General features: G+C 71.2%; 19 protein-coding genes. 13 read left to right on the top strand and 6 right to left on the bottom strand.

Features of this window, described 5'->3' with window-relative positions:
• Nucleotides 1–198: 198 nt before the first annotated feature.
• From SCAB_RS28540 to SCAB_RS28505, 8 genes are all read left to right on the top strand, one after another.
• Nucleotides 199–1458 carry an ROK family protein gene (locus SCAB_RS28540; RefSeq protein ID WP_078580354.1) on the top strand — a complete coding sequence of 420 codons (1260 nt, stop codon included), beginning with the start codon at nt 199–201 and terminating at the stop codon, nt 1456–1458.
• 304 nt (nt 1459–1762) lie between these two features.
• Nucleotides 1763–2827 carry an ABC transporter substrate-binding protein gene (locus SCAB_RS28535; protein ID WP_013003561.1) on the top strand — a complete coding sequence of 355 codons (1065 nt, stop codon included), beginning with the start codon at nt 1763–1765 and terminating at the stop codon, nt 2825–2827.
• A gap of 5 nt (nt 2828–2832) precedes the next feature.
• On the top strand, nt 2833–3759 hold the full coding sequence (locus SCAB_RS28530) for an ABC transporter permease (RefSeq protein ID WP_013003560.1): 927 nt from the start codon (nt 2833–2835) through the stop codon (nt 3757–3759).
• On the top strand, nt 3735–4520 hold the full coding sequence (locus tag SCAB_RS28525; protein WP_013003559.1) for an ABC transporter ATP-binding protein: 786 nt from the start codon (nt 3735–3737) through the stop codon (nt 4518–4520). The genes SCAB_RS28530 and SCAB_RS28525 overlap by 25 nt, the downstream gene beginning before the upstream one ends.
• 17 nt (nt 4521–4537) lie before the next feature.
• A complete protein-coding gene (locus SCAB_RS28520) occupies nt 4538–5884 on the top strand; it encodes an LLM class flavin-dependent oxidoreductase (RefSeq protein WP_013003558.1) in 1347 nt (448 codons plus the stop codon).
• A 74-nt stretch (nt 5885–5958) separates the two neighbouring features.
• Nucleotides 5959–6876 (top strand): TauD/TfdA dioxygenase family protein, encoded by a 918-nt coding sequence (locus SCAB_RS28515; RefSeq protein WP_013003557.1) that lies wholly within the window; start codon nt 5959–5961, stop codon nt 6874–6876.
• 156 nt (nt 6877–7032) lie between these two features.
• On the top strand, nt 7033–7680 hold the full coding sequence (locus SCAB_RS28510) for a superoxide dismutase (protein ID WP_013003556.1): 648 nt from the start codon (nt 7033–7035) through the stop codon (nt 7678–7680).
• A 231-nt stretch (nt 7681–7911) separates the two neighbouring features.
• The gene (locus SCAB_RS28505) at nt 7912–8130 is read left to right on the top strand and encodes an SH3 domain-containing protein (RefSeq protein ID WP_013003555.1); all 219 of its coding nucleotides are present in this window, start codon (nt 7912–7914) and stop codon (nt 8128–8130) included.
• Between the two features lie 7 nt (nt 8131–8137).
• Here SCAB_RS28505 and SCAB_RS28500 read toward each other — a convergent pair whose 3' ends face one another.
• On the bottom strand, nt 8138–8791 hold the full coding sequence (locus SCAB_RS28500; RefSeq protein WP_013003554.1) for a mycothiol-dependent nitroreductase Rv2466c family protein: 654 nt from the start codon (nt 8789–8791) through the stop codon (nt 8138–8140).
• A gap of 160 nt (nt 8792–8951) precedes the next feature.
• On the opposite strand from SCAB_RS28500, the gene pepN (SCAB_RS28495) reads away from it, so the two are divergent.
• The gene (gene pepN / locus SCAB_RS28495) at nt 8952–11546 is read left to right on the top strand and encodes an aminopeptidase N (protein WP_013003553.1); all 2595 of its coding nucleotides are present in this window, start codon (nt 8952–8954) and stop codon (nt 11544–11546) included.
• A gap of 266 nt (nt 11547–11812) precedes the next feature.
• A complete protein-coding gene (locus tag SCAB_RS28490) occupies nt 11813–12883 on the top strand; it encodes a hypothetical protein (protein ID WP_041669748.1) in 1071 nt (356 codons plus the stop codon).
• Between the two features lie 100 nt (nt 12884–12983).
• On the opposite strand, the gene SCAB_RS28485 is transcribed toward SCAB_RS28490, so the two are convergent.
• From SCAB_RS28485 to SCAB_RS28475, 3 genes are all read right to left on the bottom strand, one after another.
• On the bottom strand, nt 12984–14144 hold the full coding sequence (locus tag SCAB_RS28485; protein WP_173402916.1) for a serine hydrolase domain-containing protein: 1161 nt from the start codon (nt 14142–14144) through the stop codon (nt 12984–12986).
• Nucleotides 14145–14259: 115 nt separating this feature from the next.
• On the bottom strand, nt 14260–16032 hold the full coding sequence (locus SCAB_RS28480; RefSeq protein WP_013003550.1) for a TIGR03767 family metallophosphoesterase: 1773 nt from the start codon (nt 16030–16032) through the stop codon (nt 14260–14262).
• A 234-nt stretch (nt 16033–16266) separates the two neighbouring features.
• Nucleotides 16267–16731: an NUDIX hydrolase gene (locus SCAB_RS28475; RefSeq protein WP_013003549.1), complete on the bottom strand. Its 465-nt coding sequence runs from the start codon at nt 16729–16731 to the stop codon at nt 16267–16269.
• A 222-nt stretch (nt 16732–16953) separates the two neighbouring features.
• On the opposite strand from SCAB_RS28475, the gene SCAB_RS28470 reads away from it, so the two are divergent.
• Nucleotides 16954–20274, top strand: coding sequence for a S8 family serine peptidase (locus SCAB_RS28470; RefSeq protein WP_013003548.1), 3321 nt, complete (start codon nt 16954–16956; stop codon nt 20272–20274).
• Nucleotides 20275–20348: 74 nt separating this feature from the next.
• Here the strand turns inward: SCAB_RS28470 and SCAB_RS28465 are convergent, their stop codons facing one another.
• Entirely contained in the window at nt 20349–21392 is a 1044-nt protein-coding gene (locus SCAB_RS28465; protein ID WP_013003547.1) for a hypothetical protein, read from the bottom strand.
• 1 nt (nt 21393) lies between these two features.
• Nucleotides 21394–21960 carry a sigma-70 family RNA polymerase sigma factor gene (locus tag SCAB_RS28460; protein ID WP_013003546.1) on the bottom strand — a complete coding sequence of 189 codons (567 nt, stop codon included), beginning with the start codon at nt 21958–21960 and terminating at the stop codon, nt 21394–21396.
• 357 nt (nt 21961–22317) lie between these two features.
• Here SCAB_RS28460 and SCAB_RS28455 point away from each other — a divergent pair, with 357 nt between their 5' ends.
• Both SCAB_RS28455 and pepN (SCAB_RS28450) read left to right on the top strand, forming a co-directional pair.
• Nucleotides 22318–23334, top strand: coding sequence for an aspartate-semialdehyde dehydrogenase (locus SCAB_RS28455; RefSeq protein WP_037729615.1), 1017 nt, complete (start codon nt 22318–22320; stop codon nt 23332–23334).
• A 184-nt stretch (nt 23335–23518) separates the two neighbouring features.
• Nucleotides 23519–26101 carry an aminopeptidase N gene (gene pepN / locus SCAB_RS28450; protein ID WP_013003544.1) on the top strand — a complete coding sequence of 861 codons (2583 nt, stop codon included), beginning with the start codon at nt 23519–23521 and terminating at the stop codon, nt 26099–26101.
• Nucleotides 26102–26139 lie beyond the last annotated feature (38 nt).

Raw genomic sequence — 26139 nt, 5'->3', positions numbered from 1 at the left:
TCGCCGTCTGGGCAGCGGTGGGCCGTTTTGCTAGCTTCGGGCGCATGGTTGCTCAGGCCCGGTACTTCTCGTCGCGTCGCTATGTCGACCTGCGACGCGTGGGCACGGCCACCTGTCGCCGTCCCGGGTGAGGCGGCTCCGGCACGCCTCGCCCTTCGAGACGGCGCAGTGTCGGACCCGTTCCCGAGGATGATCGTCATGCCCCATGCCGCGGCAGCACCCACCCTGTACGCTCCCGCCCTCTCCGCCTCCCCTTCTCCCGCCTCGTCCCCCGTGCCGCGTGCCGCCGACAGCGACCGGCGGCGGACCAGCGCCAGCGTGGTGCTGAGGTCCGTCCTGGAACACGGGCCCGTGGCGCGGAGCAACATCGCCCGGGTGACCGGGCTCTCCCCCGCCTCGGTGACCGACTACTGCGCCCGGTTCACGGGGCTCGGTCTCCTCCGTGAGGCCGAACCGCCCCGGCGGGCCAAGGGCACGGGGCGTCCGCACGTGCCCCTCGACCTGGACGACTCGCGGTTCGTGGTGGGCGGTGTCCATGTGGCCGTGCCCTACACGACCGTCGCGCTGCTCGATCTGCGCGGACGGGTCGTCGAGGAGCGGCGGCTGAAGCACGGCACAACCGATCCCGCCCCGGTCCTGGCGCGGGCCGCCGGCGAACTCCGGGCGCTGCTGGACGCGGCGCCGGACTGCCGGCCCCTGGCCGTGGGCTTCGCGGCCGGCGGCTGGGTGGACCGGGAGACCGGGACGGTCGTCGAACATCCGCTGCTGGGCTGGCGCGAGGTGCCGGTACGGGAGATCCTCGGCGCCCTGACCGGTCTGCCGGTCCATGTGGACGGGCACGCGCGGGCGTTGGTGGGCGCCGAGCAGCTGTTCGGGCGGGCGCGGGGCAGCCGGAGCGTGCTGCAGCTGTTCGTCGGCAACATGGTAGACGCGGCGTTCGCGACCAACGACGAGGTGCACCACGGGCCCCGCTCGCAGGCCGGGGCGATCGCCCATCTCCCGCTGCCGGGCGGCACCGAACCCTGCGCGTGCGGCCGGACCGGCTGCCTCCAGGCCGAGTTGAGCGAGCGCACGCTGTGCCGGCGGGCGCGGGCGGCCGGGGTCATCGACGGCTCGAACCCGATGCGGGTGCTGGAGGCGGCGGCCGGCGGCGACGCCGTGGCCGCGGGGCTGCTGGTGGAGCGGGCGCGGCTGGTGGGGCGGGCGGTGGAACTGCTGCTCGACGTGCTGAACCCGGAGACCGTCACCGTCACCGAGATCGGGATCATCGGCCGGGAGGACTGTCTCGCCGCGCTGCGCGAGACCGTCGGGCCGGACCGGGCGGCGGCCGTGGGTCCCACGAGCTTCCCCGACTCCGTGCTGGCCGTGGCGGGCGGGGCGGTGGCCCTGGACGTGCTCTACCGGGACCCGCTGGGGGCGTTGGCCCGTCTCGACCGTGTCTCGGCCGAGGCCGGTTAATTCAGAAACTCCGAATGTTGACAGGCAATACCGCGGACCGGGAACATCGTATTCATGCTGCTCACGAGTTGTCGCACCCTCTGTTGCTGACACGTTGACGTTCCGGAGTGCCTCTCGCACTCCGGCCGACGCGGCTCTTCCACCTGCGTGAATTCCCCTTCCGCGGCTTCCCTCCACCGTTTTCCCTCACAGCTTCGCGGCTTCGCTCCGCGGCGGCTTTCGCGCCGTCCGCACGGCCGGCGGCGCCCGCGCCGCTTCCGTGCGCCTTCCCATCGTTCTCCTTCATTCCTCCGGGGGTTCTCCCATGTCCTCTTCCGCCGCGCCCGGTCTCGACCGGCGACTCTTCCTCACCTCCCTGCTCGGCGTCACGGCCGCGGCGGCCGGCCTCAGCGGTTGCGCCGACAGCAGCGCGGCGACCGCCCGCACGGCCGCGGACGCGCCCCTGCCCACCAAGGTGCCCGCGGGGACGAGCCTGAAGATCGCCTCCTTCCAGAGTCAGCAGGAATTGCAGCTCAAGCTGGCGAAACTCGACGATCTGCCGTTCCGGGTGAGCAGTTGGGCGAACATCGGCGCGGGGCCCGACGTCATCAACGCTTTCCGCGCCGGTTCGCTGGACGTGGCCAACAACGCGGGAATTCCGCCGATCCAGGCGCATTACCAGGGATACGACGCGAAGATCGTCGCGATCAACGTCACCCGCAAACCGAACTATCTCTTCGCCACCAAGCCCGGGAGCGACATCAGGACCGTCAAGGATTTCCGGGGCAGGAAGCTCGCCTTCTCCCAGGGGCAGGCACAGGGTGTCGTCCTGCTGCGGGCGTTGAAGGAGGCGGGCCTCGCGTACGACGACGCGGAACTCGTCCCGCTCACCAGCAACCAGTTCCTGACCGCGCTGCAGTCGGGCCAGGTGGACGTCGCGCCGCTCGCCAACCAGCAGGCCCCCGCCTATCTGCAGCAGTACCGGGCCAAGGGTGCCCGCACGATCCCCACCGACGTGGTGGACCTGCTCAACCTGCTGTGGGCACCGGCCTCGGTGCTGGGCGACTCCGCGAAGGTGGCCGCCGTCGCCGCGTACATCCCGTACTGGGCGAAGGGCGCGGTCTGGCAGTACGAGAACCCGGACATCTGGAACAAGGAGTTCTACGTGAAGACCCAGAACCTGACGCTCCCCCAGGCCGAGTCGATCACCGCGCTCGCCAACAAGCCGCTGTTCCCGCCGAGTTGGGACGAGGCGATCAAGTGGGAGCAGGAGACCGCGGATCTGCTGGCGGAGGGCGGCTTCGTGAAGAAGTTCGACGTCGGCTCGCTGTTCGACCGGCGGTTCGAGCGGATCGCGGCGAAGGCCGTGCCCGCGGAGTACCGGAAGTGAGCGCCGTGACCGCGGGTGCCCCGACGGCCACCGGAGGCCCCACGACCGTCGCCCCCGCCCCCGCCTCCGCCTCCGCCGAAGCCGTCCCTGACACGGCTCCCGCCACGGTTCTCCCCACCGCTCCCGCCACCGGGCGGACCTCCCAGGTCCGCAGGCGCCGGCGCCTCTCCCCCGGCAGGCGGCTGCCCGCCTCCCGGCTCGTCGGGCCGGTGCTGTTCCTCGCCCTCTGGGCTCTCGCCTCCGCCGCCGGCTCGCTCGATCCCGCCGCGGTCCCGGCGCCCTGGACGGTGCTGGAGACGGGCGTCCACCTGTGGACCGACGGCACGCTGAGGACCGACATCCTGACCTCGTTGCAGCGGGCCGGGACCGGGTTCGCGATCGGGCTGACCGCCGGTGTCGCGCTCGCCCTGGCCTCCGGGCTCAGCCGGGTCGGCGAGGCCCTGATCGACGCAACCGTCCAGCTCAACCGGGCGATCCCGACACTGGGTCTGATCCCCCTGTTCATCCTCTGGCTGGGCATCGGCGAGACGTTCAAGATCGCGATCATCGCCATCGTCGTCTACATCCCGATCTACCTCAACACCCACGCCGCGCTGGCCGGCATCGACAGCCGCTTCGTCGAACTGGCGGAGGTACAGGGCCTGTCGAGGTTCCGGTTCGTCCGGCAGATCGTCATCCCCGGCGCGCTGCCCGGCTTCTTCGTGGGCCTGCGGCTCGGGGTGACCGGCTCCTGGCTGGGCCTGGTCGTGCTGGAGCAGATCAACGCAACCAACGGACTCGGCTACATGATGTTCCAGGCCCAGAACTACGGCCAGAGCGACGTGATCCTCGTCGGCCTGGTCGTCTACGGGATCTTCGGCCTGATCTCCGACAGCGCGGTCCGTCTCATCGAACGGAGGGTGCTGTCATGGCGACGCACACTGAGCAGCTGACGACCGCCGGCCCCGCGTCGCCCTCGGCGACGACCACAACCACCACCACAGACCGTCCCGCCGTACAACTACGGTCACTCACCCGGTCGTTCGACGGCCGCACCGTCCTCGACGGCATCGATCTCGACATCCCCGCCGGACAGTTCGTCGCGTTGCTCGGACACAGCGGCTCCGGCAAGAGCACGCTGCTGCGGGCGGTCGCGGGGCTCGACCACGAGGTGGCGGGCAGCGGGCGGCTCACCGCACCGGACCGGGTGTCCGTCGTCTTCCAGGACTCCCGGCTGCTGCCCTGGCAGCGGGTGCTGGACAACGTGCTGCTCGGCACCGAGGGCAAGGAGGCCGCCGGCCGGGGCCGCGAGGCGCTCGCCGAGGTGGGGCTGAAGGGCCGCGAGCGCGCCTGGCCGAACGAGCTGTCCGGCGGCGAGGCCCAGCGCGCGGCACTGGCCCGCTCGCTGGTCCGCGACCCCGAACTGCTGCTGGCCGACGAGCCGTTCGGCGCCCTGGACGCGCTCACCCGGATCCGGATGCACACCCTGCTCCGGCAGCTGTGGGAGCGGCACCGGCCCTCCGTCCTGCTCGTCACCCACGACGTCGACGAGGCGATCGTGCTCGCCGACCGGGTCCTCGTGCTCGAGGAGGGCCGCATCGGCCTCGACCTGACCATCGACCGCCCGCACCCGCGCTCGTACCGGGACCCCCTGCTGGGCGACTACCGCGAACGGCTGCTGGCCGCTCTCGGCGTGAAAGAGGACCACCAGTGACCCGGGAGAACAGACCAGTGCCCGCACGACAGCTCCACCTGAACGCGTTCCTGATGAACACCGGTCACCACGAGGCGTCGTGGCGGCTGCCGGAGTCCGACCCGTACGCGCATGTCGAGCTGGACCACTACGTACGGCTGGCCCGGATCGCGGAGCGGGGCACCTTCGACTCGCTGTTCCTGGCCGACGGCCCGCAGCTGTGGGGCAGTGTGGGCCAGCGTCCGGCGGGCGCCCTGGAACCGCTCACGCTGCTGACCGCGCTGGCGACGGCCACCGAGCACATCGGTCTGATCGCCACCGCCTCCACCTCCTACAACTCCCCCTACAACCTGGCCCGCAAGTTCGCCTCGCTCGACATCCTCAGCGGCGGCCGGGCCGGCTGGAACATCGTCACGACCGCCGGCGCGGAGGCGGCCCGCAACTTCGGCCTGGACGCCGAGCCCGCACACGCCCAGCGGTACGCGCGGGCCGCCGAGTTCCTCGACGTGGCCCTGAAGCTCTGGGACAGCTGGGAGGACGACGCGATCGTCGCCGACAAGGAGTCCGGGGTCTGGGGCGACGACACGAAGATCCATCCGCCCCGGCACAGCGGGACGTACTTCAGCGTCGAGGGTCCGCTCAACGTGCCCCGTTCGCCCCAGGGTTATCCGCTGCTCGTGCAGGCGGGGTCGAGCGAGGACGGCAAGGCGTTCGCGGCCCGGTACGCGGAGGCCGTGTTCACCGCTCAGCAGACCGTCGAGGACGCGCGGGCCTTCTACGCCGACCTCAAGTCCCGTACGGCGGCGGCCGGCCGGGACCCCGGGCACATCAAGGTGCTGCCCGGGATCGTCCCCGTCCTCGGGTCCACGGAAGCGGAGGCACTGGCGGCCGAGCGGGTGCTGGAGGACCACATCGTGTACACGCACGGGGTGGGCAATCTGGAGCGGCTGCTGCAGCTCCCCCTGGGATCGCTGGAGCTGGACGCGCAACTGCCCGCGGACCTGCCGCCCGAGAGTGCGATCGAGGGGGCCAAGAGCCGCTACACACTGGTCGTCGAGCTGGCCCGGCGCGACCGGCTCACCGTGCGGGAGCTGATCGGACGGCTGGGCGGCGGACGTGGTCACCTCACGTTCGCCGGGACGCCCGAGCAGGTCGCCGACACGATCGAGACCTGGTTCACGCAGGGCGCCGCCGACGGCTTCAACATCATGCCCGCGGTCCTGCCCTCCGGCCTCGACGCCTTCGTGGACCACGTCGTGCCGATCCTGCGCGCCCGCGGTCTGCTGCGCACCCACTACGGGCCGCGCCGGACCCTGCGGGACCGCTACGGCCTGCCGCGCCCCGCCAACCAGCACGTCCGCGCCGCCGTGCCCGCCCTCGTCTGAGGCCGGGAGCCCGGCCCCGACCGGCCCCGGTCGCCCCCTCCCCTCGCAGTCCCGCCCATGAAAGGAAGCACGCCATGACCATCGAGATCCAGAAGGTCACCGCCCGCATCGGTGCCCGTGTCTCCGGCGTCGACATCTCCCGGCCCCTCGGCGAGGAGACGGTCGCCGCCCTCCGAGAGGCGCTCAACGTGCACAAGGCACTCGTCCTCGACGACGTGAACCTCGACGACGCGTCCCATCAGAGCTTCGTCCGCCACTTCGGCGACATCACCACCGCCCATCCGACGGTGGCCGCCGTCGAGGGCGCGGCGAGCGTCCTGCCCGTGGACAGCGAGCGGGGGCGGGCCAACCACTGGCACACCGATGTCACGTTCGTCCTCAATCCGCCGCAGGCGACCACGCTGCGCAGCATCACGATCCCGCCGTACGGCGGCGAGACCCTGATCGCCAACGCGGCGGCGGCCTACCGGGACCTGCCCGAGCCGCTGCGGCGGCTGGCCGACGGCCTGTGGGCCGAGCACACCAACGACTACGACTACGCGGTGCCCGACGAGGAGATCGACGCGGAACGGGCCGAGCAGCGTGCCCGGTTCACCTCGATCACGTACCGCACGGTCCACCCGGTCGTCCGCGTCCACCCCCTCACCGGTGAACGCGGGCTGTTCATCGGCGGGTTCGCGCAGCGGATCGTGGGGCTCTCGCTCGGCGAGTCCCGCAAGATCCTCGACCTGCTCCAGTCGTACGTGACCCGGCCGGAGAACGTGCTGCGCCACCGCTGGTCGGAGAACCAGCTGGTCGTCTTCGACAACCGCATCACCCAGCACTACGCCATCGACAACTACGACGGCCTGCCGCGCCGGCTGCACCGGGTGACCGTCGCCGGGGACGTGCCGGTGGGGATCGACGGCCGCGAGAGCCACTCGATCGAGGGCGACGCCTCCCACTACACGTCCGTCGCCGCGCGTGAGGAGAGGGTCGCCGTGGCCGCCTAGGGCCGGTTCGGCCCGCACGTTTCAGGGCCCTCGCGCGAAGGACGGACGGTCGGTCCGCGCGAGGGCCCTTTCGCGTGCCCGGGCACGCCCCCACAGTCTCTTGCTGTTAGCCTGCAGTTGCAAGTTCTTTGCAACAAGAGGTCGGAGGGGACCCCCATGCCCGTCTACACGCTCCCGGAGCTTCCGTACGACTACGCGGCGCTCGCCCCGGTGATCAGCCCCGAGATCATCGAGCTGCACCACGACAAGCACCACGCGGCGTACGTCAAGGGCGCGAACGACACCCTGGAGCAGCTGGCCGAGGCACGGGACAAGGAGAGCTGGGGGTCGGTCAACGGCCTGCAGAAGAACCTGGCCTTCCATCTCTCCGGCCACATCCTGCACTCGATCTACTGGCAGAACATGACCGGCCCGAAGGAGGGCGGCGGCGAGCCGCTGGCCGCGGACGGCGTGGGCGAGCTGGCGGACGCCATCACCGAGTCCTTCGGCTCCTTCGCGGGCTTCAAGGCGCAGCTGACCAAGGCGTCGGCGACGACGCAGGGTTCGGGCTGGGGCGTGCTGGCGTACGAGCCGCTGAGCGGGCGACTGATCGTCGAGCAGGTCTACGACCATCAGGGCAACGTCGGCCAGGGCTCCACCCCGATCCTGGTCTTCGACGCGTGGGAGCACGCCTTCTACCTGCAGTACCGGAACCAGAAGGTCGACTTCATCGACGCCATGTGGGCCGTCGTCGACTGGCAGGACGTGGCCAGGCGCCACGCCGCCGCCAAGGAGCGCGCGGACGTACTGCTCCTGGCCCCCTGAACCGGGGCCCGCCCGGATGTCCTGCTCGTGATCGTCTTCTCACCCGTCACCGGCAGGCAGCCAGAGGAGAACCCCCGCGAGGACGTGACTCGCGGGGGTTCTCGGCTGCCCGGGGTGCCGGAGGACGCCTCCGGCGGGGCGGGTTCCGGTCTGCCAGATTGCCGGTGTTTCGCCCTATGCTCCCGTTTCCGGCCGGATTCCCGATCCGGCCGACCGGACCCGGGAGGTCGCATGGAGACGAGCTACAAGCACTGTCCTCCTTGTGGGGGAGGCAAGCCCCTGCCGTTCCACAAGGCCGACAAGGAGGTGCAGGCGTACCTCACGTCGCTGGGCAGGAACCCGGCCGGCTGGTGGCGCTGCGCCAACCACGGCGAGAAGGGCCGCTGCCTGTTCGTCCAGCCGTACGGGAACCAGAGCGAGGGGCTGAACCTCCCCGAGCACTTCCGGTGACGGGCGGTCAGACCAGGTTGCTGAAGTCCGGGCCCTTGGTGCGGCTGCGCTTGATCTCGTAGAAGCCGGGGACCGAGGCGACGAGGAGGGTGCCGTCCCAGAGCCTGGCGGCCTCCTCGCCCTGGGGGGCGGGGGTGACGACCGGGCCGAAGAAGGCGATCTGCTCGCCGTCGGCGCCGGGGACGGCGATGACGGGGGTGCCGACGTCCTGGCCGACCTTGTCGATGCCCTCCTGGTGGGAGGCGCGCAGCTGCGGCTCGTAAGGGGTGGCGTCCCAGTGGTCCATGAGGGAGTCGGGCAGGCCCACGTCCTTCAGGGCGGCGGCGACCGTCTCCTTCTCCGGGCCCTCGCCCTGGTTGTGGATACGGGTGCCGAGCGCGGTGTAGAGGTCACCGAGCACCCCGGCGCCGTGCTCCTCCTGGGCGGCTATGACGATCCGTACCGGACCCCAGGCCTTCTTCTCCAGCAGCTCGCGGTACTCCTCGGGCAGCTCGTCGATCTTGGGTTCGTTCAGCACCGCGAGGCTCATCAGGTGCCAGCGGACCTCGATGTCCCGGACCTTCTCCACCTCCAGGACCCAGCGCGAGGTCATCCAGGCCCAGGGGCACAGCGGGTCGAACCAGAAGTCGACAGGGGTCTTGCCGGAGGTCTGCTCGGACATGGTTCTCCTCGGAAGCGCGTTCGGAAGGCGGTCGTCTCAGCTGGCAACACCGTCGGCCGGGCGTCGCATTCCCACCTGCCCGCCGTCAGGTGCGCATGGCAGGATCGGGCCTGTCCGCATGCTGAACACCACTGGAAATCCACCCTGAGGGAGTGCCGCCGTGCCCGGTGAGAATCTGTCCCGCGACGAGGCCCAGGAACGGGCCGCGCTGCTGTCCGTCGACGGCTACGAGGTCTCTCTCGACCTGCGGTCCGCCGTCGGCGACGCGGGTGGCGCGGCCGGCGAGCCGCGCACCTTCCGCTCGGTGACGACGATCCGCTTCCGCTGCGCCGAGCCGGGCGCCGGCAGCTTCGCCGACCTGATCGCGCCGAGGGTGACAGCCGTCTCCCTCAACGGCAAGGATCTCGACCCGAGCGAGGTCTTCGACGGCTCCCGGATCACCCTCGACGACCTGGCCGCCGAGAACGAACTGGTGGTCGACGCGCAGTGCGCCTACTCCCGCACGGGCGAGGGCATGCACCGCTTCGTCGACCCCGAGGACGGCGAGGTCTACCTCTACACCCAGTACGAGCCGGCCGACGCACGGCGGGTCTTCGCGGGCTTCGAGCAGCCGGACCTCAAGGCCCCCTTCCGCTTCGAGGTGCGGGCGCCCGAGGGCTGGGTCGTGTGGAGCAACGGCGTGGGCGAGCTGACGGACGGGGTGTGGCGGTTCGCGGAGACGAAGCCGATCTCGACGTACATCACGGCGTTCGTCGCGGGCCCGTACCACTACGTGACGGACACCTACGAGCGGGTCTTCGAGGACGGTACGCGGCTGGAGATCCCCCTCGGCGCGATGTGCCGCAAGGGTCTCGCGCCCTACTTCGACTCCGACGACGTCTTCCTGATCACCAAGCAGGGCCTGGACTTCTTCCACGACCACTTCGACTACCCGTACCCGTTCGGGAAGTACGACCAGGCGTTCGTGCCCGAGTACAACCTGGGCGCGATGGAGAACCCGGGACTCGTCACCTTCCGCGAGGAGTTCATCTTCCGCGGCAAGGTCACGCGGGCGTCGTACGAGCGGCGGGCCAATGTGATCCTGCACGAGATGGCGCACATGTGGTTCGGCGACCTGGTGACCATGGTGTGGTGGGACGACCTGTGGCTGAAGGAGTCCTTCGCCGACTTCATGGGCTCGTTCTCGATGGTCGAGGCGACCCGGTTCACCAACGGCTGGGTCACCTTCGCCAACAACCGCAAGTCCTGGGCGTACCGCGCCGACCAGCTGCCCTCCACCCATCCCGTCACGGCCGACATCCGTGACCTGGAGGACGCCAAGCTCAACTTCGACGGCATCACCTACGCCAAGGGCGCCTCCGTGCTGAAGCAGCTGGTGGCGTACGTGGGGCGCGACGCCTTCCTGGAGGGCGCCCGGCGCTACTTCAAGCGGAACGCGTACGGCAACACGAAGCTGGGCGACCTGCTGTCGGTCCTGGAGGAGACCAGCGGACGGGACATGGTGTCCTGGTCGCGCGCGTGGCTGCAGACGGCCGGGGTCAACTCCCTCACCCCGCAGGTGCTTCTCGCCGCCGACGGCCGGATCGCGGAGCTGGCGGTGGTGCAGGAGGCCGCCGAGTCGCACCCCGAACTGCGGCCGCACCGGGTGGCGATCGGCCTGTACCGGCGGGCCGCCGAAGGGGGTTCGCTGGAGCGGTACGCGCGGGCCGAGGTGGACGTGGACGGGCCGCGTACGGTCGTGGGCGAGCTGGCCGGGGCCGAGGCGCCCGAGCTGGTGCTGGTCAACGACGACGACCTGACGTACTGCAAGATCCGGTTCGACGCGGGGTCGCTGGACGCGCTGCGGGCCGGGCTCGGGGACGTCTCGGACCCGCTGGCCCGGGCGCTGTGCTGGTCGGCGCTGTGGAACCTGACGCGGGACGCGCTGCTGCCGGCGCGGGACTTCGTCGACCTCGTCCTGCGGTTCGCGGGGCGGGAGTCCGACATCGGGGTGCTGCAGATGCTGCACGCCTGGGCCGGGTCGGCGCTCACGCACTACGCGGCGCCCGGGTGGCGGGAGACCGGCGGCCGGCTGCTGGCCCAGGGCGCGCTGCGGGAGCTGCGGGCGGCGGAGGCGGGCAGTCAGCACCAGCTGACGTGGGCCCGTTTCTTCGCCTCGGTGGCCTCGGGCGAGGACGATCTGGCCTTGCTGCGGGGGCTGTTGGCCGGGACCGAGACGATCGACGGGCTGGACGTCGACCAGGAGCTGCGCTGGGCCTTCCTGGAGCCGCTGGCGACGCACGGGGCCGCCGACGAGGCGATGCTGGCCGCCGAGCTGGCGCGCGACGACACGGCCTCCGGGAAGCAGCACCATGTGCGGTGCCTGGCGGGGCGGCCGTCCGCGGTGGTCAAGGCGCAGGCGTGGGTCTCGGTCGTGGAGTCGGACACGATGTCCAACGCGCTGGTCGAGGCGACGATCGCGGGGTTCGCGCGGCCCTCCCAGCGGGAGCTGGTGGCGCTCTACGCCGCGAAGTACTTCGAGGTGATCGAGCGGGTGTGGGCCGAGCGGTCCATCCAGATCGGGATGGACGTGGTGCGGGGGCTGTTCCCGTCGCTGCAGGACTCCCCGGACACGCTGGACGCGACGGACGCGTGGCTCGCCGCGCACGAGAAGGCGGCGCCGGCGCTGCGCAGGCTCGTGCTGGAGGCCCGGGACGACCTGGCGCGGGCGCTGCGGGCGCAGGCGTGTGACGCGGCGGCGGAGTCCGTGGCGTAACTGCCGCCGCGGCGGGGTGTGTTGTGCGCCCGGTGGCTGCCGCACGGCAGCCACCGGGGGGTGCGTGCGCGGCGCTCGCGGGCACGGTCCGGCCCGGTTGAGGGTTACGGAATTCGGGTAATCGGAGCCGTAACCTTTTCCGATCGGGTCCGGACCAGCGGATATCGGCAGTCGAACGCACGTACTTTAGTGTGGTCTTGTCCGGATTTGTCGACGAGCCTGTAACAGAGGTTCATCCGCGGCTCCGGAGCGGGAACCTCCGGACCATGACCCACAACACCCCGCTCTCCCCCCGCCCCCTCCGTCGCCTCTCGGACGTCACGCGCCGGGTGCTGACGGCCGCGCAGCTGCGCGCGCAGGGTGTCACCGCCGCCGAGACGAACGAGCGGTGCCGGCCCGGCGGTTCCTGGCAGCAGCTCCTGCCGGGTGTGTTCCTGCTGCACCCGGGCCCGCCCACCTCCGAGGAGCGCCTGCACGCGGTGCTCTCGTACGCGGCCCGCTCACCGTTCCGCGAGACGGTCACCGGGGTCGCGGCGCCCGTCGGGGTACCCGCCCAGCCGAACGCCGACGAGCCCCGCCCGACGCCCCGCTACCCGGAGGCGGTGATCACGGGCCTGGCCGCCCTGACCCTGCACGGGTTCACGTCCGCGCCGCCGCTCCCCTCCCTCGACACGATCGACGTGCTCGTACCGCGTCTGCGCCGGCTGCGGACCACGGGCTGCGCGCGGATCGTCCGCACCCCGGCCATGCCGACCCCCTCGTACGTGACCGGCCTGCCCGTCGCCCCGGTGCCGCGCGCCCTCGCCGACGCGGTCGGGGAACTCACCGACGCGGGCGCGGTGCGCCGGCTGCTGACGGAGGCGGTGCGCGCCGGGCACACCGAACCGGTCGCGGTGGTGCGGGAGTTGACCGCGGCGCGGCTGCTGAACCGGCCGCACGTGGCCGACGCGGTGGACTCGCTGCTCGCCGAGGGCCGGGCCGTGGCGGAGGACCACCTCTACCGGATGGTGCGCGAACACGCCCTGCCCGACCCGGTCTGGAACGTCGACCTCCGGCTGCCCGGCGGCCCGCACCTCGGCGGACTCGACGCGTACTGGCCGGAGCAGGCCGTCGCGGTCGAACTGGACACCCGCGCACCCCGGCAGGACGAGGACGCGCTGTGGTCCGAGTACGCCCGTAAGCGCGAGATGCTGGAGCGCCTCGGCATCACCGTCGTCCACATCAGCCCCAGGAAGCTGCGTGACTCCCTGGAGCAGCAGGCGACCGTCGTGCGCACCGCCCTGATGGCGTCGTGCGACCGCGATCCGGCCGCCTATGTGGTGGTGCTCCCCCGGTAGATCGGGGTAACCCGGGGACATCAGGAGGGGAGAGGAAGGGCGGCCGGCCACGTTCGGCGGCCCTTCCTCATGCCGGGGCGGCTGCTTGATGCCGGGGCGGCTACTTGCCGCAGAACTCCGCCTCCACGATCGCCTCGGGGTCGCCCGTCCAGTCGCTGTTGAGGTTGAGGGCGAGGGAGTGGCGGCCGTCGGAGGTGGTGACGGCTTCGGAGGTGGAGCCGTGGATGCCGCCGCCGTGGCCCCAGACGGTGATCCCGCAGCTGAGCCTGCGTTCGATGAGGCCCAGGCCGTAGCCGGCGCCGGGGATCTCGTCGACCTTGATCGTGGTCTTCATCTCGGCGAGCTGCTTCGGCGGCAGCAGCCTGCCCTTGAGCAGCGCGCTGTAGAAACGGTTGAGGTCGCCGGAGTCGGAGATCATCTCGCCCGCCGCGGAGGCCAGGGAGGGGTTCAGCTCCGTGACGTCGTACGTCGGGCCCGTCGCCGTCCGGGCCAGCTTGCCGTAGGCGCGGCTGCTCGGCCCGGGGACCTTCGGATACGTGCCCGGCACCAGGGTGGAGCGCAGGCCGAGCGGCTCGATGACGCGGGCGCGGACCTCGTCGCCGTACGGGTTGCCCGTGACCTTGCCGATCACCATGCCGGCCAGGACGTAGTTGGTGTTCGAGTAGCTCCAGTCGGTGCCGGGGGCGAAGTCCGGCTTGTGCTTCATGGCGACCGCCACCAGTCGCTTCGGGGGAATCGTGTCGTAACGGTGCCGGAAGAAGCCGTCCTTCAGGAAGTACGTGCGGCCGAACTCCTCGTCGGACGTGTAGTCGTAGATTCCGCTGGTGTGGTTGAGGAGCTGACGAAGGGTCACCGCACGGCCGTCGTGGCCGTTGCCGCGCACCAGGCCCGGCAGCCAGGTGTCGACCTTGTCGTCCAGCGACAGCCTGCCCTCGGCCTCCAGCTGGAGCAGGACCGTCGACACGAAGGTCTTGGTGATGCTGCCGACGCGGTAACGGTCGTGCGCGGAGCGCGGCTTGCCCGTCCTGGTGTCACCGACGCCGGAAGTGGCCTTCCAGACGCCGCGCTTGTCCTTGGCCTGGAGGGCCACGCCGGGAACGCCGTCCTTCACCGCCGCGTCCATGGCCTTTCTGGTCGCGGTGTGGTCGGTTCCGGCCGGTGCCGGTGCCGCCACGGCGGGCGCGGCCAGCGCCACCGCCGCAGCCACCGCGGTCGCCGCCACCAGAACCGTACGTGCCCCACGAGCCGTGCGAGCCTGCATGTGTGGTCTCCCCCTTCGCACCGACATTCTCGGCGGTTCCGAGAAGGTCCGGTCGCGAGGGGGGACTCGGGGACGGACGGGGAGGTTGAGCACCTGCGCGCAGGTTGAGCCGTTTTCAGCCCTTCCGCAGCACCAGTTCCGTGTTGCGGTCACCGGGGGTTCCGGTGAGCGTGTCGCGGCGGCCCGGCGCGTTGTAGGACAGCTCGCGGTAGAGGGCGGCGAGGCCGGTCTGCGAGAGGTCCGTGAAGTCGGTGGCGTGCGGGGCGGCCGATTCGATCAGGGTGGTGAAGAGGGAGAGCGTGCCGTCCTTGTTGTCCACCAGCTCGATGACGCGGGCGAGTTGGGGGAAGTCGATGTGGGAGGCCGTGGAGATCTCCCAGAACGAGCCGCCGCCCGAGGCCGGGTGCGGGGTGATGCGGTTGCGGTGGCTGTGGCCGTTCACCCAGGCGAGGACGTTGCGGTGGCGGCCGAGCAGGGACAGCACCTCGTCACCGCTGTGGCGGGCCTCGCCGGGACGCGCGGGGTCCTTGCGCAGGTTGCGCATCGAGGCACTGGTGTGGTGGCTGAACACGACGGCGTACGAACCGTCCTGGGCCGCCTCCTTCAGCGTGCGGTCCAGCCACTTCAGCTGGGCCGCGCCGAGCGAGCCCTCGTAGTGGCCGCCGGGGTCGGTGGAGTCGAGGCTGATGCCGATGACGTCGTCGGCGACACGGAAGGCGTAGTACTGGGTGCGGGCGTCCAGGTTGGCCTGCGAGTAGCCGTGGCCGACCGGGCCGGGACCCGTGTGGGCCGGGTCCAGGTGGGCCTTCAGGTAGTCCCGCGGGGTGAAGGGGGCGCGGCCCTCGTCCGGGGTGACCGCGCGCATCTTCTTCGCCTGGGCCTTGAGGAGGGCCTCCCACTCGGCGCCCCGGGGGTCGCCGCCGCTCTTGACGTTGTCCCAGAGGGTTTTGCCGGCCCGCTCGTCCAGCGTCATCAGCTTGCGGCCGCCGACCGCGAAGTCGGCGAACCAGGAGTCGCCGGGGGCGTAGCAGCCGCCGGGGAGGGAGTCGTGGTTGCCGACCGTGGAGTACCAGGGGACGTTCAGGCCGGGGCTGTTGACCTCGCGGATCGCGGCGGCGAGAAAGCCGTTCAGGCGGGGGAAGCCGAGCTGCTTGTCGGCGTCGCGCAGGGCGGCGTCGGGCTGCCAGTAGAGCTTGAGGCCGCTGTTCTGGACGCCCTCGTAGCGGCGCGGGTCACCGGAGTTGGGGGTGACGCGGCCCCCGCTCATCACCTTCAGGAACCAGTCCAGCTCGGTCCTGGAGTTGTTGTCGGTGTTGTCGCCGGTCGTCATGACGAAGTGCAGGGGGGAGCCGGTCACCGGGGCTCCGCGCAGCGCGTTCACGCGCTCGACGAGCGAGACCGCGCCGGCCACGGACAGGGCCTCCTGCGGACGCCAGGCGCTGGCGGTCTGGGCGCGCAGGTACTCGTAGCGCAGCGGGTGCTGGACGTCCACCACGTGCAGGTCGGTGAACTGCACGAAGGACGCCAGTGCCGTACGGCGCTTCTCGCGGCCGGACTTGGGAGCCGCCAGGTCGCTGCGGACGACGCGCGCCCAGGCCGGGCCGGAACCCAGGCGGCGGTAGCCGGAGGAATTGCGCGGGGCGGCGACCGAGGCGAGGGTCGTGCCCCGCGTGTACGGCGCGAGGGGGGCGGCGGGGGCCTGTCTGCTGGAGAGGTTCGTCAGGGGGATCTCGCCGGTTGCGGCGGCGGAGGTGGCGGCATGGGCGGCGGTCTCCGGCCGCAGGGCGAAGCCGGCCCCCGCGGCGAGGCCGACCGCGCCGGTGGCGGCGAGGAAGGCCCGGCGGTCAGGGTGGGTGGCGGCGGCAGCGACTGAGCGTATGCGCGGCATTGGCGCGGTCTCCCCGAGTGCGAACGCGTCGGAAGTGGTCGCGGGGGCCGCTGCGCGGTGGGGGCCGCAGTGGGGTTCCCGCTCTTCCTCGATGCTTGGCAGCGGGGGTGGCCTGGACGTTAACGACGCCGCAACGGACAGCGCCGATCACCGTACGTGGATCTACGGGGACGGTGTGCGCCACCGGAGGTTCCCGAATGTGAGCGGGAGCGAAGGGAAGCGGTCACTCCGTGTTCATCTGCCGGGGTAGGGCACCGGCAGATGGCCGCTGCGGGGGCGTTCCCTCCACAGGCGCAGGCCCACGTCGACCAGGCCCACCCGGTCCAGGTCCGGGACCTCGGCCAGGGGGTACCAGGCGGCCATGTCCGTGGAGCCGCCGGTCTCGTGGCGGAGGTCGCCTCCGGTGACCCGGGCCTCGTAGACGATGCGCAGGGCCTGGAAGTCGACGCGGGTGCCGAGGCGGCGGGGGTCCTGGCGGCGGGCGGTGTCGATGCCGAGGAGCGTGGTGGGTTCGACGGTGTAGCCGGTCTCCTCGGCCGCCTCGCGGACGACCGTGTCGTAGGGGTCCTCGCCGTGCTCCATGCCACCGCCGGGCAGGGTCCACCTGCGCAGGCCGTCCCGGGAGACCCAGCGGGCCAGCAGCAGACGCTCCTCGCGGACGCACACGGCGTAGGCCGCCACCCTCAACTGCTCACGCATGCGCAGACGTTACCCGCAATGTCCGCCCATACGCGGTCATTGCGCTCATGACGGGTTGAGGGTTTACCCCATGAATTGGATCCGTTGCGGTCAGCACTCCCCAAACATCTATCACTTTGGTAAGACTGAGCGATCATCCGGGACCACATAACGGACCGGACCGATCCGAACCTGCCGCTCGGATCACCCCTGCCTGCTCACTGAATTCCTTACCTACAAGGGATGTCGATGACCCTCACCCCCCAGCCCGGCCCCCGGTCGGGTTCGAGACGCGTGGCCCGCACAGCCGTGGCCGCGGGTCTGGTCGCCGCGCTCTCCGCGGCCGGGCCGATACCCATGGCCTTCTCGGCGGACAACCCGTCCACCACCGTCCCGTCCGACGGCGGTGTCAAGTCCGCGCACGACAAGCTCGGCTCGAACGACGCCGACCTCCTCGCCGAGGCCAAGGCCGACGGCGACAAGAACGTCACGATGATGATCGCCACGGCCCCCGGCAAGACCGAGCAGGTCGCCGAGCAGCTGGACGCGGTCAAGGGCGGCTCCGTGGGCCGTACCTACGACAAGCTCGGCTACGTCCGCGCCACCGTCCCGACCAAGAGCGCCAACGCCGCCATCTCGGCCGCCGCGAAGCTCTCCTCCGTGCAGGGCATCGACCTGCGCCACGAGATCGTCCTCGACGACCCCTCGCCGGCCGCGGACACCGCGAAGGGCGCGAGGAAGCAGGCCACGGTCGCCGAGACCTACCCGGGGCCGGACAAGAACACCCCTGCCAAGAACCCGTACAACCCGTCCTTCGAGACGGGCGCCGTGGACTTCGTGCGGAAGAACCCGACGGCCGACGGCCGGGGCATCACCATCGGCATCCTGGACTCGGGTGTCGACCTCGCGCACCCCGCGCTGCAGAAGACCTCCACCGGCGAGCGCAAGATCGTCGACTGGGTGACGTCCACCGACCCGATCGTCGACAACGACGGCAGCTGGCGTCCGATGACGAACTCGGTCTCCGGCCCGACGTTCACCTTCGGCGGCCGGACCTGGTCCGCGCCCGCGGGCACCTACTCCGTCAACACCTTCCGCGAGTCCGCCACGGCGGCCGGTGACGCGGCGGGCGACGTGAACCGCGACGGGGACACCACCGACGCGTGGGGCGTGCTCTACGACGCGGCCAACGGCACGGTCACCGTCGACGTGAACCAGAACTTCGACTTCCGCGACGACAAGCCGATGAAGCCGTACAAGGACGGCTACCAGATCGGCTACTTCGGCACCGACAACCCGGCGACCGACGTCGCCGAGCGTCAGCCGTTCGTCGTGGAGTACCGCAAGAACGTCCCGATGGACCCCTTCGGGGGCGACTGGGTCGGCAAGAAGGCCGACTTCGTCAACATCGGTCTCATCTCCAGCGAGCACGGCACCCACGTCGCCGGCATCACCGCCGCCAACGGCCTGTTCGGCGGCAAGATGAACGGCGCCGCCCCCGGCGCGCAGATCGTCTCGTCCCGCGCCTGCGAGTTCGGCCCCGGCTGCACCAACGTGGCGCTCACCGAGGGCATGATCGACCTCGTCGTCAACCGCGGCGTCGACATCGTCAACATGTCCATCGGCGGCCTCCCGGCGCTGAACGACGGCAACAACGCGCGCGCCGAGCTGTACACGCGCCTCATCGACACCTACGGCGTGCAGCTGGTCATCTCGGCCGGCAACTCCGGCCCCGGCGCCAACACCATCGGCGACCCCGGTCTGGCCGACAAGGTGATCTCGGTCGGCGCGTCCATCTCCAAGGAGACCTGGGCCTCGAACTACGGCTCCGAGGTCGCCAAGGGCTACCAGCTCTTCAACTTCTCCTCGCGCGGCCCGCGTGAGGACGGCGGCTTCACCCCGACCCTGGTGGCCCCCGGCGCTGCGGTCAACACCGCGCAGACCTGGCTGCCCGGCGTCATCGCGCCCGAGGCGGGCTACACCCTGCCGGCCGGCTACCAGATGCTGAACGGCACCTCGATGGCCTCCCCGCAGGCGGCCGGCGCCTCCGCGCTGCTGCTCAGCGCCGCGAAGCAGAAGGGCATCGCCCTGCCGCCCGCGAAGCTGCGCACCGCGCTGACCTCGACGGCCGACCACATCCGCCGCGTGCAGGCGTACGCCGAGGGCGCGGGCCTGATGGACATCGAGGCCGCCTGGAAGTCGATCAAGGCGGGCGCCTCGGCGCACGAGTACACCGTGAAGGCCCCCGTCGACACGGCGATCGACTTCGCGCTGAAGACCCCGGGCTTCGGCACCGGCGTCTACGACCGTGAGGGCGGCCTGAAGGCCGGACAGTCGAAGACGTACGACGTCGTCGTCACCCGTACCTCCGGCGCCGACAGCGCGATCCGTCACGACCTGCGTCTGAAGAACGACGAGAACGACACGTTCTCGATCGTCGGCGGCAAGGAGGTCTCCCTGCCGCTGAACAAGCCGGTCACCGTGAAGATCGCCGCCAAGCCGGAGGAAGCCGGCATCAGCAGCGTGATCCTGGAGGTCGACGACCCGAAGACCGTGGGCGTCGACAAGCAGATCCTCAACACGGTGGTCGTCTCCAAGCCGCTGAACTACACCCACTCGGTGAAGAGCACGGTCCAGCGCAACGCCTTCAAGTCGTACTTCGTCACCGTCCCCGAGGGCGCCAAGACCCTCGAGGTCGCGATCGGCGGGCTGAAGGACAAGAGCCAGACCCGCTTCATCGCCAACCACCCGTACGGTCTCGCGGTCGAGAGCACCAGCTCCCTGACCTGCTACAACAACTTCCAGGACGGCGGCGGCTGCAAGCCGGACGTGCGCTCGTACGCCAACCCGCAGCCCGGTGTCTGGGAGTTCGAGGTCGAGTCGCGCCGGACCTCCCCGCTGCTCGACAACCCCTTCAAGCTCGACTTCGCGATCTACGGGGCGACCTTCGACCCCGAGGTCGTCACCGTGCCCGAGGCCAAGGTCGGCAAGCCGACCACCGCCTCCTGGAAGGTGACCAACAAGCTCGCCGCCATCGACGGCAAGCTGACGGGCGGCCCGCTCGGCTCCGCCAAGACCGGCCGGCCGACCATCGCGACCGGTGCCACCCAGACCTCCACGGTCACGGTGCCCGCGGGCGCCAAGTCCCTGGACGTCTCCATCGGCAACACCGCCGACACGGGCGCCGACCTCGACCTGTACGTCTACGACGCCGCGGGCACCCAGGTCGGCAGCTCCGCGGACGGTGACTCCGAGGAGTCCGTCTCCCTGCCGTCGCCGGCCGCCGGTACCTACACCATCGAGGTCGTCGGCTACGCGGTCCCGTCCGGGTCCACCGCCTACGACTACCGCGACGTGTTCTTCTCCTCCGCCCTCGGCGAGGTGAAGGTCGCGGGTGCCGCCGTCAAGCTCGGCACGGGTCAGTCGGCCACCGTCTCCGGTGAGGTGGTCGCGGCCGCCGAGGCCCCGGCCGGCCGGGAGTTCTTCGGCCAGGTCCAGCTGGTCAACGCGCGCGGCACCGCCGCGGGCACCGGCAGCGTGCGGATCGAGAAGGTCACGCCGTAGCGCGCCGGTAGTGCGTGAATGACGCCAGGGGGCGGGTGTCCATCAGGACACCCGCCCCTTCGGCGTTCAGCGGGTCACTCGCACGACAGCTCCTCGGAGCCGGGGAGCGCCTCCTCCATCCAGGCCCCGTCGCGGGCGATCTGCGCCTCGTCGGTGGTCCACACGTCCGGGTGGGCGTCGTGGCGCGGGATGCCGACGAGGACGTGGTCGCCCTCCTTCAGCCGCGGGTCGACGTCCTGGTCCATGGGGAAGACGATCTGCTTCCCGCCCTTCTCGGGCTTGATCCAGCGCCGCACGTCGACCGTGATCCGGTCCTGCGCGGCCCCGGGCACGGGCTGGACCTCGGTGACGGTGCCCTCGACGATGATGCGGGAACAGGCGACGTACCCCTGGCGGGAGAGCGAGCCCGAGTCGCCCCCGCCATCGCTCTGCTGGTCGGGGGCACGGCTCGCCGCCGCCCCGTCGGCCGCGGAGTCGGACTTGGCCGTGCTGCTCGACCCCTCCGTCTGCGTGAAGCCCCAGCCCAGGACGAGCACCACCGAGGCGACCGCGGCGGCGGCGAGGCCCTTGTAGGCGATGCTCAGGGCCCGCCGGGCGCGGTCCGGCCGCGGCAGCAGGGGCGTCACCGACGCGGTGGGGGCCGTCGCGGGCCCGGACACCCGCCCGGGGTCCGTCTCGGCACCGGCCGCGTCCCCCGGCCGCGCGGCCGCGGGTCGCCCCGGCGGGGCCCCGGCGTCGTCACCCGTCACCGCCAGCGCCTCCCCGAGGAACCCCAGCTGCTCCCGCAGCAGCGCCACGTCGGCGGCGGCCGCGTCCCGCGCCGCCATGAACTCGGCGTCCTCCAGAGCCTGTTCGGGCAGCGGCTCGTCGAGAAGAGCGGCCATGAGCGCGTCCATGCCGGCGTAGACGCGGCCGTCGCGGCCGATGTCTGCATTGCCGACGTCTCCGTGGCCGACGTCTGCGTTGCCGACGTCTGCGTGACCGATCTCCTCACGATCGGTGCCGTCGCGACCGGTGCTGCTTGCGTACCGCCGAGCGCCGCTGTCCTCGCGCTCGACGCCGTTCCGCGCCACGCCCTCGTTCTCGGCGTCGCGCCTGCTGTCGTCCCGGGCGGCCACGTCACACCACCTCGTCCTCGTGCAGGCGGGTGCGCAGGGCGCGGACCGCCGAGTGGAGCCTGCTCTTGACCGTGCCCTCGGGGATGCCGAGCTCGTCGGCGATCCCGCGCACCGGCAGGTCGGCGTAGAAACGCAGGACAAGCACCTGACGCAGGGCGTCGGGCAGCTCGTCCAGCCCTCGGGCGACGGCGAGCGAGAGCACGCTGGAGTCCTCGCCGGAGGGCAGCTCGTGCTGGCGCAGGGAGGCCAGGCGCTCCCCCAGGCGCTCCTGGCGCCGCTTGGCCCGGTGCCAGTCCATCGCCAGGTTGGAGGCGACCACCGCCGCCCACGCGGACACGTCCCGCGGTGCCTCCTGGCCGTTCGCGGCCCTCTCCAGCAGCCGCAGCCGTACCTGCTGTACCCCGTCCAGCAGGTCCGACTGCGGCACGCCGCCGAGCGCGAGCACCGCTCGCACCCGCCGTTCCTGGGCCTCGTCCAGCGGGTCGCGCGTCTCCCGGACGTTCTCGGTCCCCCGGACGCTCTCGTCCCCCCGGACGCTCTCGACGTGGCGCGCCTTTCTGCGCAGCACAGTCCCCCCTCCCCTCCCGCGTTTCCCCTACGACGCCGGCACGGGCCGAAACGTTCGGCGGGTCCGGCCCGGGATTCCCGGCGGAGCGCAGAGGCGTACGTCACACCTTCGCGTGCACGCGGATGCCGTGGGCAGGGTCGGAGCAGCACAGCTTGCGGTACGGAGCCGCCGTAGGGCGAATTTCTCCAGCTCAGCCGGGGTGGCGGCCAAAGAAGCGGCTCCGGTGCGGGGGCCTGCCGCGTCTCGGCCGTCGGACCCGCCGGTCAAACGATTGGACAGGCGGGCACGGCCTGACCGCATGATGGAAACGTCTCGGCCATGCCGCAGACACGGACAAGTCACGTAGAAGGAGTCGCCGTGAGGGTCGGAATCGTCGGAGCCACCGGTCAGGTCGGCACGGTCATGCGCAGGATCCTCAAGGACCGCGACTTCCCGACCACCGAGCTGCGCCTGTTCGCGTCCGCCCGCTCGGCCGGTTCGGTCATCGACGGTGTGACGGTCGAGGACGCGGCGACGGCCGACTACTCCGGCCTCGACATCGTCCTGTTCTCCGCGGGCGGCGCCACCTCCAGGGCGCTGGCCGAGAAGGTGGCCTCGCAGGGCGCCGTCGTGATCGACAACTCCTCCGCGTGGCGCCGCGACCCCCAGGTGCCGCTGGTGGTCTCCGAGGTGAACCCGCACGCGATCGCCGACCGCCCCAAGGGGATCATCGCCAACCCGAACTGCACGACGATGGCCGCGATGCCGGTCCTGCGTCCGCTGCACGACGAGGCGGGTCTGGAGGCGCTGGTCGTCGCCACCTACCAGGCGGTGTCCGGTTCCGGCGTCGCCGGCGTCGCCGAGCTGCACGGCCAGGTCCAGAAGGTCGTGGCGGACGCGGACAAGCTGACGCACGACGGCTCGGCCGTCGACTTCCCCGAGCCGGGCGTCTACAAGCGCCCCATCGCCTTCAACGTCCTGCCGCTCGCCGGTTCGATCGTCGACGACGGACTGCACGAGACGGACGAGGAGCAGAAGCTCCGCCACGAGTCCCGCAAGATCCTGGAGATCCCGGGCCTCAAGGTCTCCGGCACCTGCGTCCGCGTCCCGGTCTTCTCCGGCCACTCGCTGCAGGTGAACGCCCGCTTCGCGCGCCCGATCTCGGTGGAGCGCGCGACGGAGCTGCTGGCCGGCGCCCCGGGCGTCGCCCTCTCCGAGATCCCGACCCCCCTCCAGGCCGCCGGTCAGGACCCGTCCTTCGTGGGCCGCATCCGCGCCGACGAGACGGTCGACAACGGCCTGGCCCTGTTCGTCTCCAACGACAACCTGCGCAAGGGCGCGGCGCTGAACGCGGTCCAGATCGCGGAGCTGGTCGCGGCGGAGCTGAGCGAGTAGCCGGGCGGTACACGACACCGAGGGGCGCCCACCGGAAGCTGCCGGGGGCGCCCTTTCGCGTGCGCGGAGAGCCGGCGGACGCGCGGCGCATGCCCACCGGCGGCCTCCCCGAATGCCACCTGCCCGCGCACCACCCTCCCCATGGAAGGATGGCGCAACCCACACATACCGAGGAGATGACCGCGTGCCTGGCACAAACCTGACCCGCGACGAGGCTCAGCAGCGGGCGGCGCTGCTCACCGTCGACTCGTACGAGATCGATCTCGACCTCTCCGGCGCGCAGAGCGAGGGAGGGACCTACCGGTCCGTGACCACGGTGCGCTTCGACGTCACGGAGAGCGGCGCGACGTCCTTCATCGACCTGGTGGCCCCGGCGGTCCACGAGGTGACCCTGAACGGTGACGCGCTGGACCCGGCGGAGGTCTTCGCGGACTCCCGGATCGCGCTCCCGGGCCTGCTGGAGGGCCGCAACGTCCTGCGGGTCGTGGCCGACGCGGCGTACACCAACACGGGCGAGGGTCTGCACCGGTTCGTCGACCCGGTCGACGACCAGGCGTACCTGTACACCCAGTTCGAGGTCCCCGACGCCCGCCGTGTCTTCGCGAGCTTCGAACAGCCGGACCTGAAGGCCACGTTCCAGTTCACCGTGAAGGCCCCGTCGGGCTGGACCGTCATCTCCAACTCGCCGACGCCGCAGCCCGAGAACGACGTCTGGGTCTTCGAGCCGACGCCCCGGATCTCCACGTACATCACGGCGCTCATCGTCGGCCCGTACCACTCGGTGCACAGCGTGTACGAGAAGGACGGGCAGAGCGTGCCGCTCGGCATCTACTGCCGGCCGTCCCTCGCCGAACACCTGGACTCCGACGCGATCTTCGAGGTCACGCGGCAGGGCTTCGACTGGTTCCAGGAGAAGTTCGACTACACGTACCCGTTCAAGAAGTACGACCAGCTGTTCGTACCGGAGTTCAACGCGGGCGCGATGGAGAACGCGGGCGCGGTGACCATCCGCGACCAGTACGTCTTCCGCTCGAAGGTGACGGACGCGGCGTACGAGGTCCGCGCCGAGACCATTCTCCACGAGCTGGCCCACATGTGGTTCGGCGACCTGGTGACGATGGAGTGGTGGAACGACCTGTGGCTGAACGAGTCGTTCGCCACCTACACGTCGATCGCCTGCCAGGCGGACGCGCCCGGCTCGCGCTGGCCGCACTCCTGGACCACGTTCGCCAACTCCATGAAGACCTGGGCGTACCGGCAGGACCAGCTGCCGTCCACGCACCCGATCATGGCGGAGATCAACGACCTGGACGACGTCCTCGTCAACTTCGACGGCATCACCTACGCCAAGGGCGCCTCCGTCCTGAAGCAGCTCGTCGCGTACGTCGGGCAGGACGAGTTCTTCCGGGGCGTACAGGCGTACTTCAAGGCGCACGCGTACGGCAACACGCGCCTGTCCGACCTGCTGGGCTCCCTGGAGAAGACCTCCGGCCGTGATCTGAAGTCCTGGTCGAAGGCGTGGCTGGAGACGGCGGGCATCAACATCCTGCGTCCCGAGATCGAGACGGACGAGCACGGGGTCATCACCGCGTTCGCGATCCGTCAGCAGGCCCCGGCACTGCCCGCGGGCGCCAAGGGCGAGCCGACGCTCCGCCCGCACCGCATCGCGGTCGGCCTGTACGAGCTGGACGACGACAGCGGCAAGCTGATCAGGGACGAGCGGGTCGAGCTGGACGTCGACGGCGAACTGACCGCCGTGCCCGAGCTGGTCGGCCGGCGCCGCCCGGCCGTGGTCCTCCTCAACGACGACGACCTGTCGTACGCGAAGGTCCGCCTGGACGAGCGCTCGCTGGCGTTCGTCACCGAGCACCTCGGCGACTTCGAGGCGTCCCTCCCCCGCGCGCTGTGCTGGGCCTCGGCCTGGGACATGACACGTGACGCGGAACTGGCGACCCGCGACTACCTGTCGCTCGTCCTGTCGGGCATCGGCAAGGAGTCCGACATCGGTGTCGTCCAGTCGCTGCACCGCCAGGTGAAGCTGGCGATCGAGCTGTACGCCGACCCGGCGGCCCGTGAGGCGCTGCTGACCCGCTGGACGGACGCCACGCTCGCGCACCTGCGTGCCGCGGCCGCCGGCTCAGACCACCAGCTGGCCTGGGCCCGCGCGTTCGCCGCGACGGCCCGTACGCCCGAGCAGCTGGACCTGCTGGAGGCGCTGCTGGAGGGCACCCAGACGATCGAGGGCCTCGCCGTCGACACCGAGCTGCGCTGGTCCCTCGTCCAGCGGCTCGCGACGGTGGGCCGCTACGACGAGGCGGAGATCGCCGGCGAGTACGAGCGCGACAGGACCGCCGCCGGTGAGCGCCACGCCGCCACCGCCCGCGCCTCCCGTCCGACCGCCGAGGCCAAGGCCGAGGCGTGGTCGCAGGTCGTCGAGTCGGACAAGCTCCCCAACGCGCTGCAGGAAGCGGTCATCGGCGGCTTCGTCCAGACCGACCAGCGCGATCTCCTCGCCGCGTACACCGACCCGTACTTCGAGGTGGTGAAGGAGATCTGGGAGTCCCGCTCCCACGAGATCGCCCAGCAGATCGCGATCGGGCTCTACCCGTCCGTCCAGGTGTCGGCCGACACCCTGCACAAGACGGACGCCTGGCTGGCCGCGGCCGAGCCGAGCGCGGCCCTGCGCCGTCTGATCTCGGAGTCCCGCTCGGGCGTGGAGCGGGCCCTGCGCGCACAGGCGGCGGACGCGGCGGCCGCCACGGCCTAGCGGCGACCGGTCGTACGACGACGGGGGCGCCCGGTGAG

Source organism: Streptomyces scabiei 87.22 (genome assembly GCF_000091305.1).
Classification (GTDB): Bacteria; Actinomycetota; Actinomycetes; order Streptomycetales; family Streptomycetaceae; genus Streptomyces; species Streptomyces scabiei.
Note: the sequence above shows the minus strand (reverse complement) of the source record. Positions and strands in the feature narration are given on the sequence as shown.

Excerpts from the sequence above, each read along its gene's own strand:
- SCAB_RS28540 (WP_078580354.1), top strand. The coding sequence starts at position 199 with ATGCCCCATGCCGCGGCAGCACCCACCCTGTACGCTCCCGCCCTCTCC.
- SCAB_RS28535 (WP_013003561.1), top strand. The coding sequence starts at position 1,763 with ATGTCCTCTTCCGCCGCGCCCGGTCTCGACCGGCGACTCTTCCTCACC.
- SCAB_RS28525 (WP_013003559.1), top strand. The coding sequence starts at position 3,735 with ATGGCGACGCACACTGAGCAGCTGACGACCGCCGGCCCCGCGTCGCCC.
- SCAB_RS28515 (WP_013003557.1), top strand. The coding sequence starts at position 5,959 with ATGACCATCGAGATCCAGAAGGTCACCGCCCGCATCGGTGCCCGTGTC.
- SCAB_RS28510 (WP_013003556.1), top strand. The coding sequence starts at position 7,033 with ATGCCCGTCTACACGCTCCCGGAGCTTCCGTACGACTACGCGGCGCTC.
- SCAB_RS28505 (WP_013003555.1), top strand. The coding sequence starts at position 7,912 with ATGGAGACGAGCTACAAGCACTGTCCTCCTTGTGGGGGAGGCAAGCCC.
- SCAB_RS28500 (WP_013003554.1), bottom strand. The coding sequence starts at position 8,791 with ATGTCCGAGCAGACCTCCGGCAAGACCCCTGTCGACTTCTGGTTCGAC.
- SCAB_RS28490 (WP_041669748.1), top strand. The coding sequence starts at position 11,813 with ATGACCCACAACACCCCGCTCTCCCCCCGCCCCCTCCGTCGCCTCTCG.
- SCAB_RS28485 (WP_173402916.1), bottom strand. The coding sequence starts at position 14,144 with ATGCAGGCTCGCACGGCTCGTGGGGCACGTACGGTTCTGGTGGCGGCG.
- SCAB_RS28480 (WP_013003550.1), bottom strand. The coding sequence starts at position 16,032 with ATGCCGCGCATACGCTCAGTCGCTGCCGCCGCCACCCACCCTGACCGC.
- SCAB_RS28475 (WP_013003549.1), bottom strand. The coding sequence starts at position 16,731 with ATGCGTGAGCAGTTGAGGGTGGCGGCCTACGCCGTGTGCGTCCGCGAG.
- SCAB_RS28470 (WP_013003548.1), top strand. The coding sequence starts at position 16,954 with ATGTCGATGACCCTCACCCCCCAGCCCGGCCCCCGGTCGGGTTCGAGA.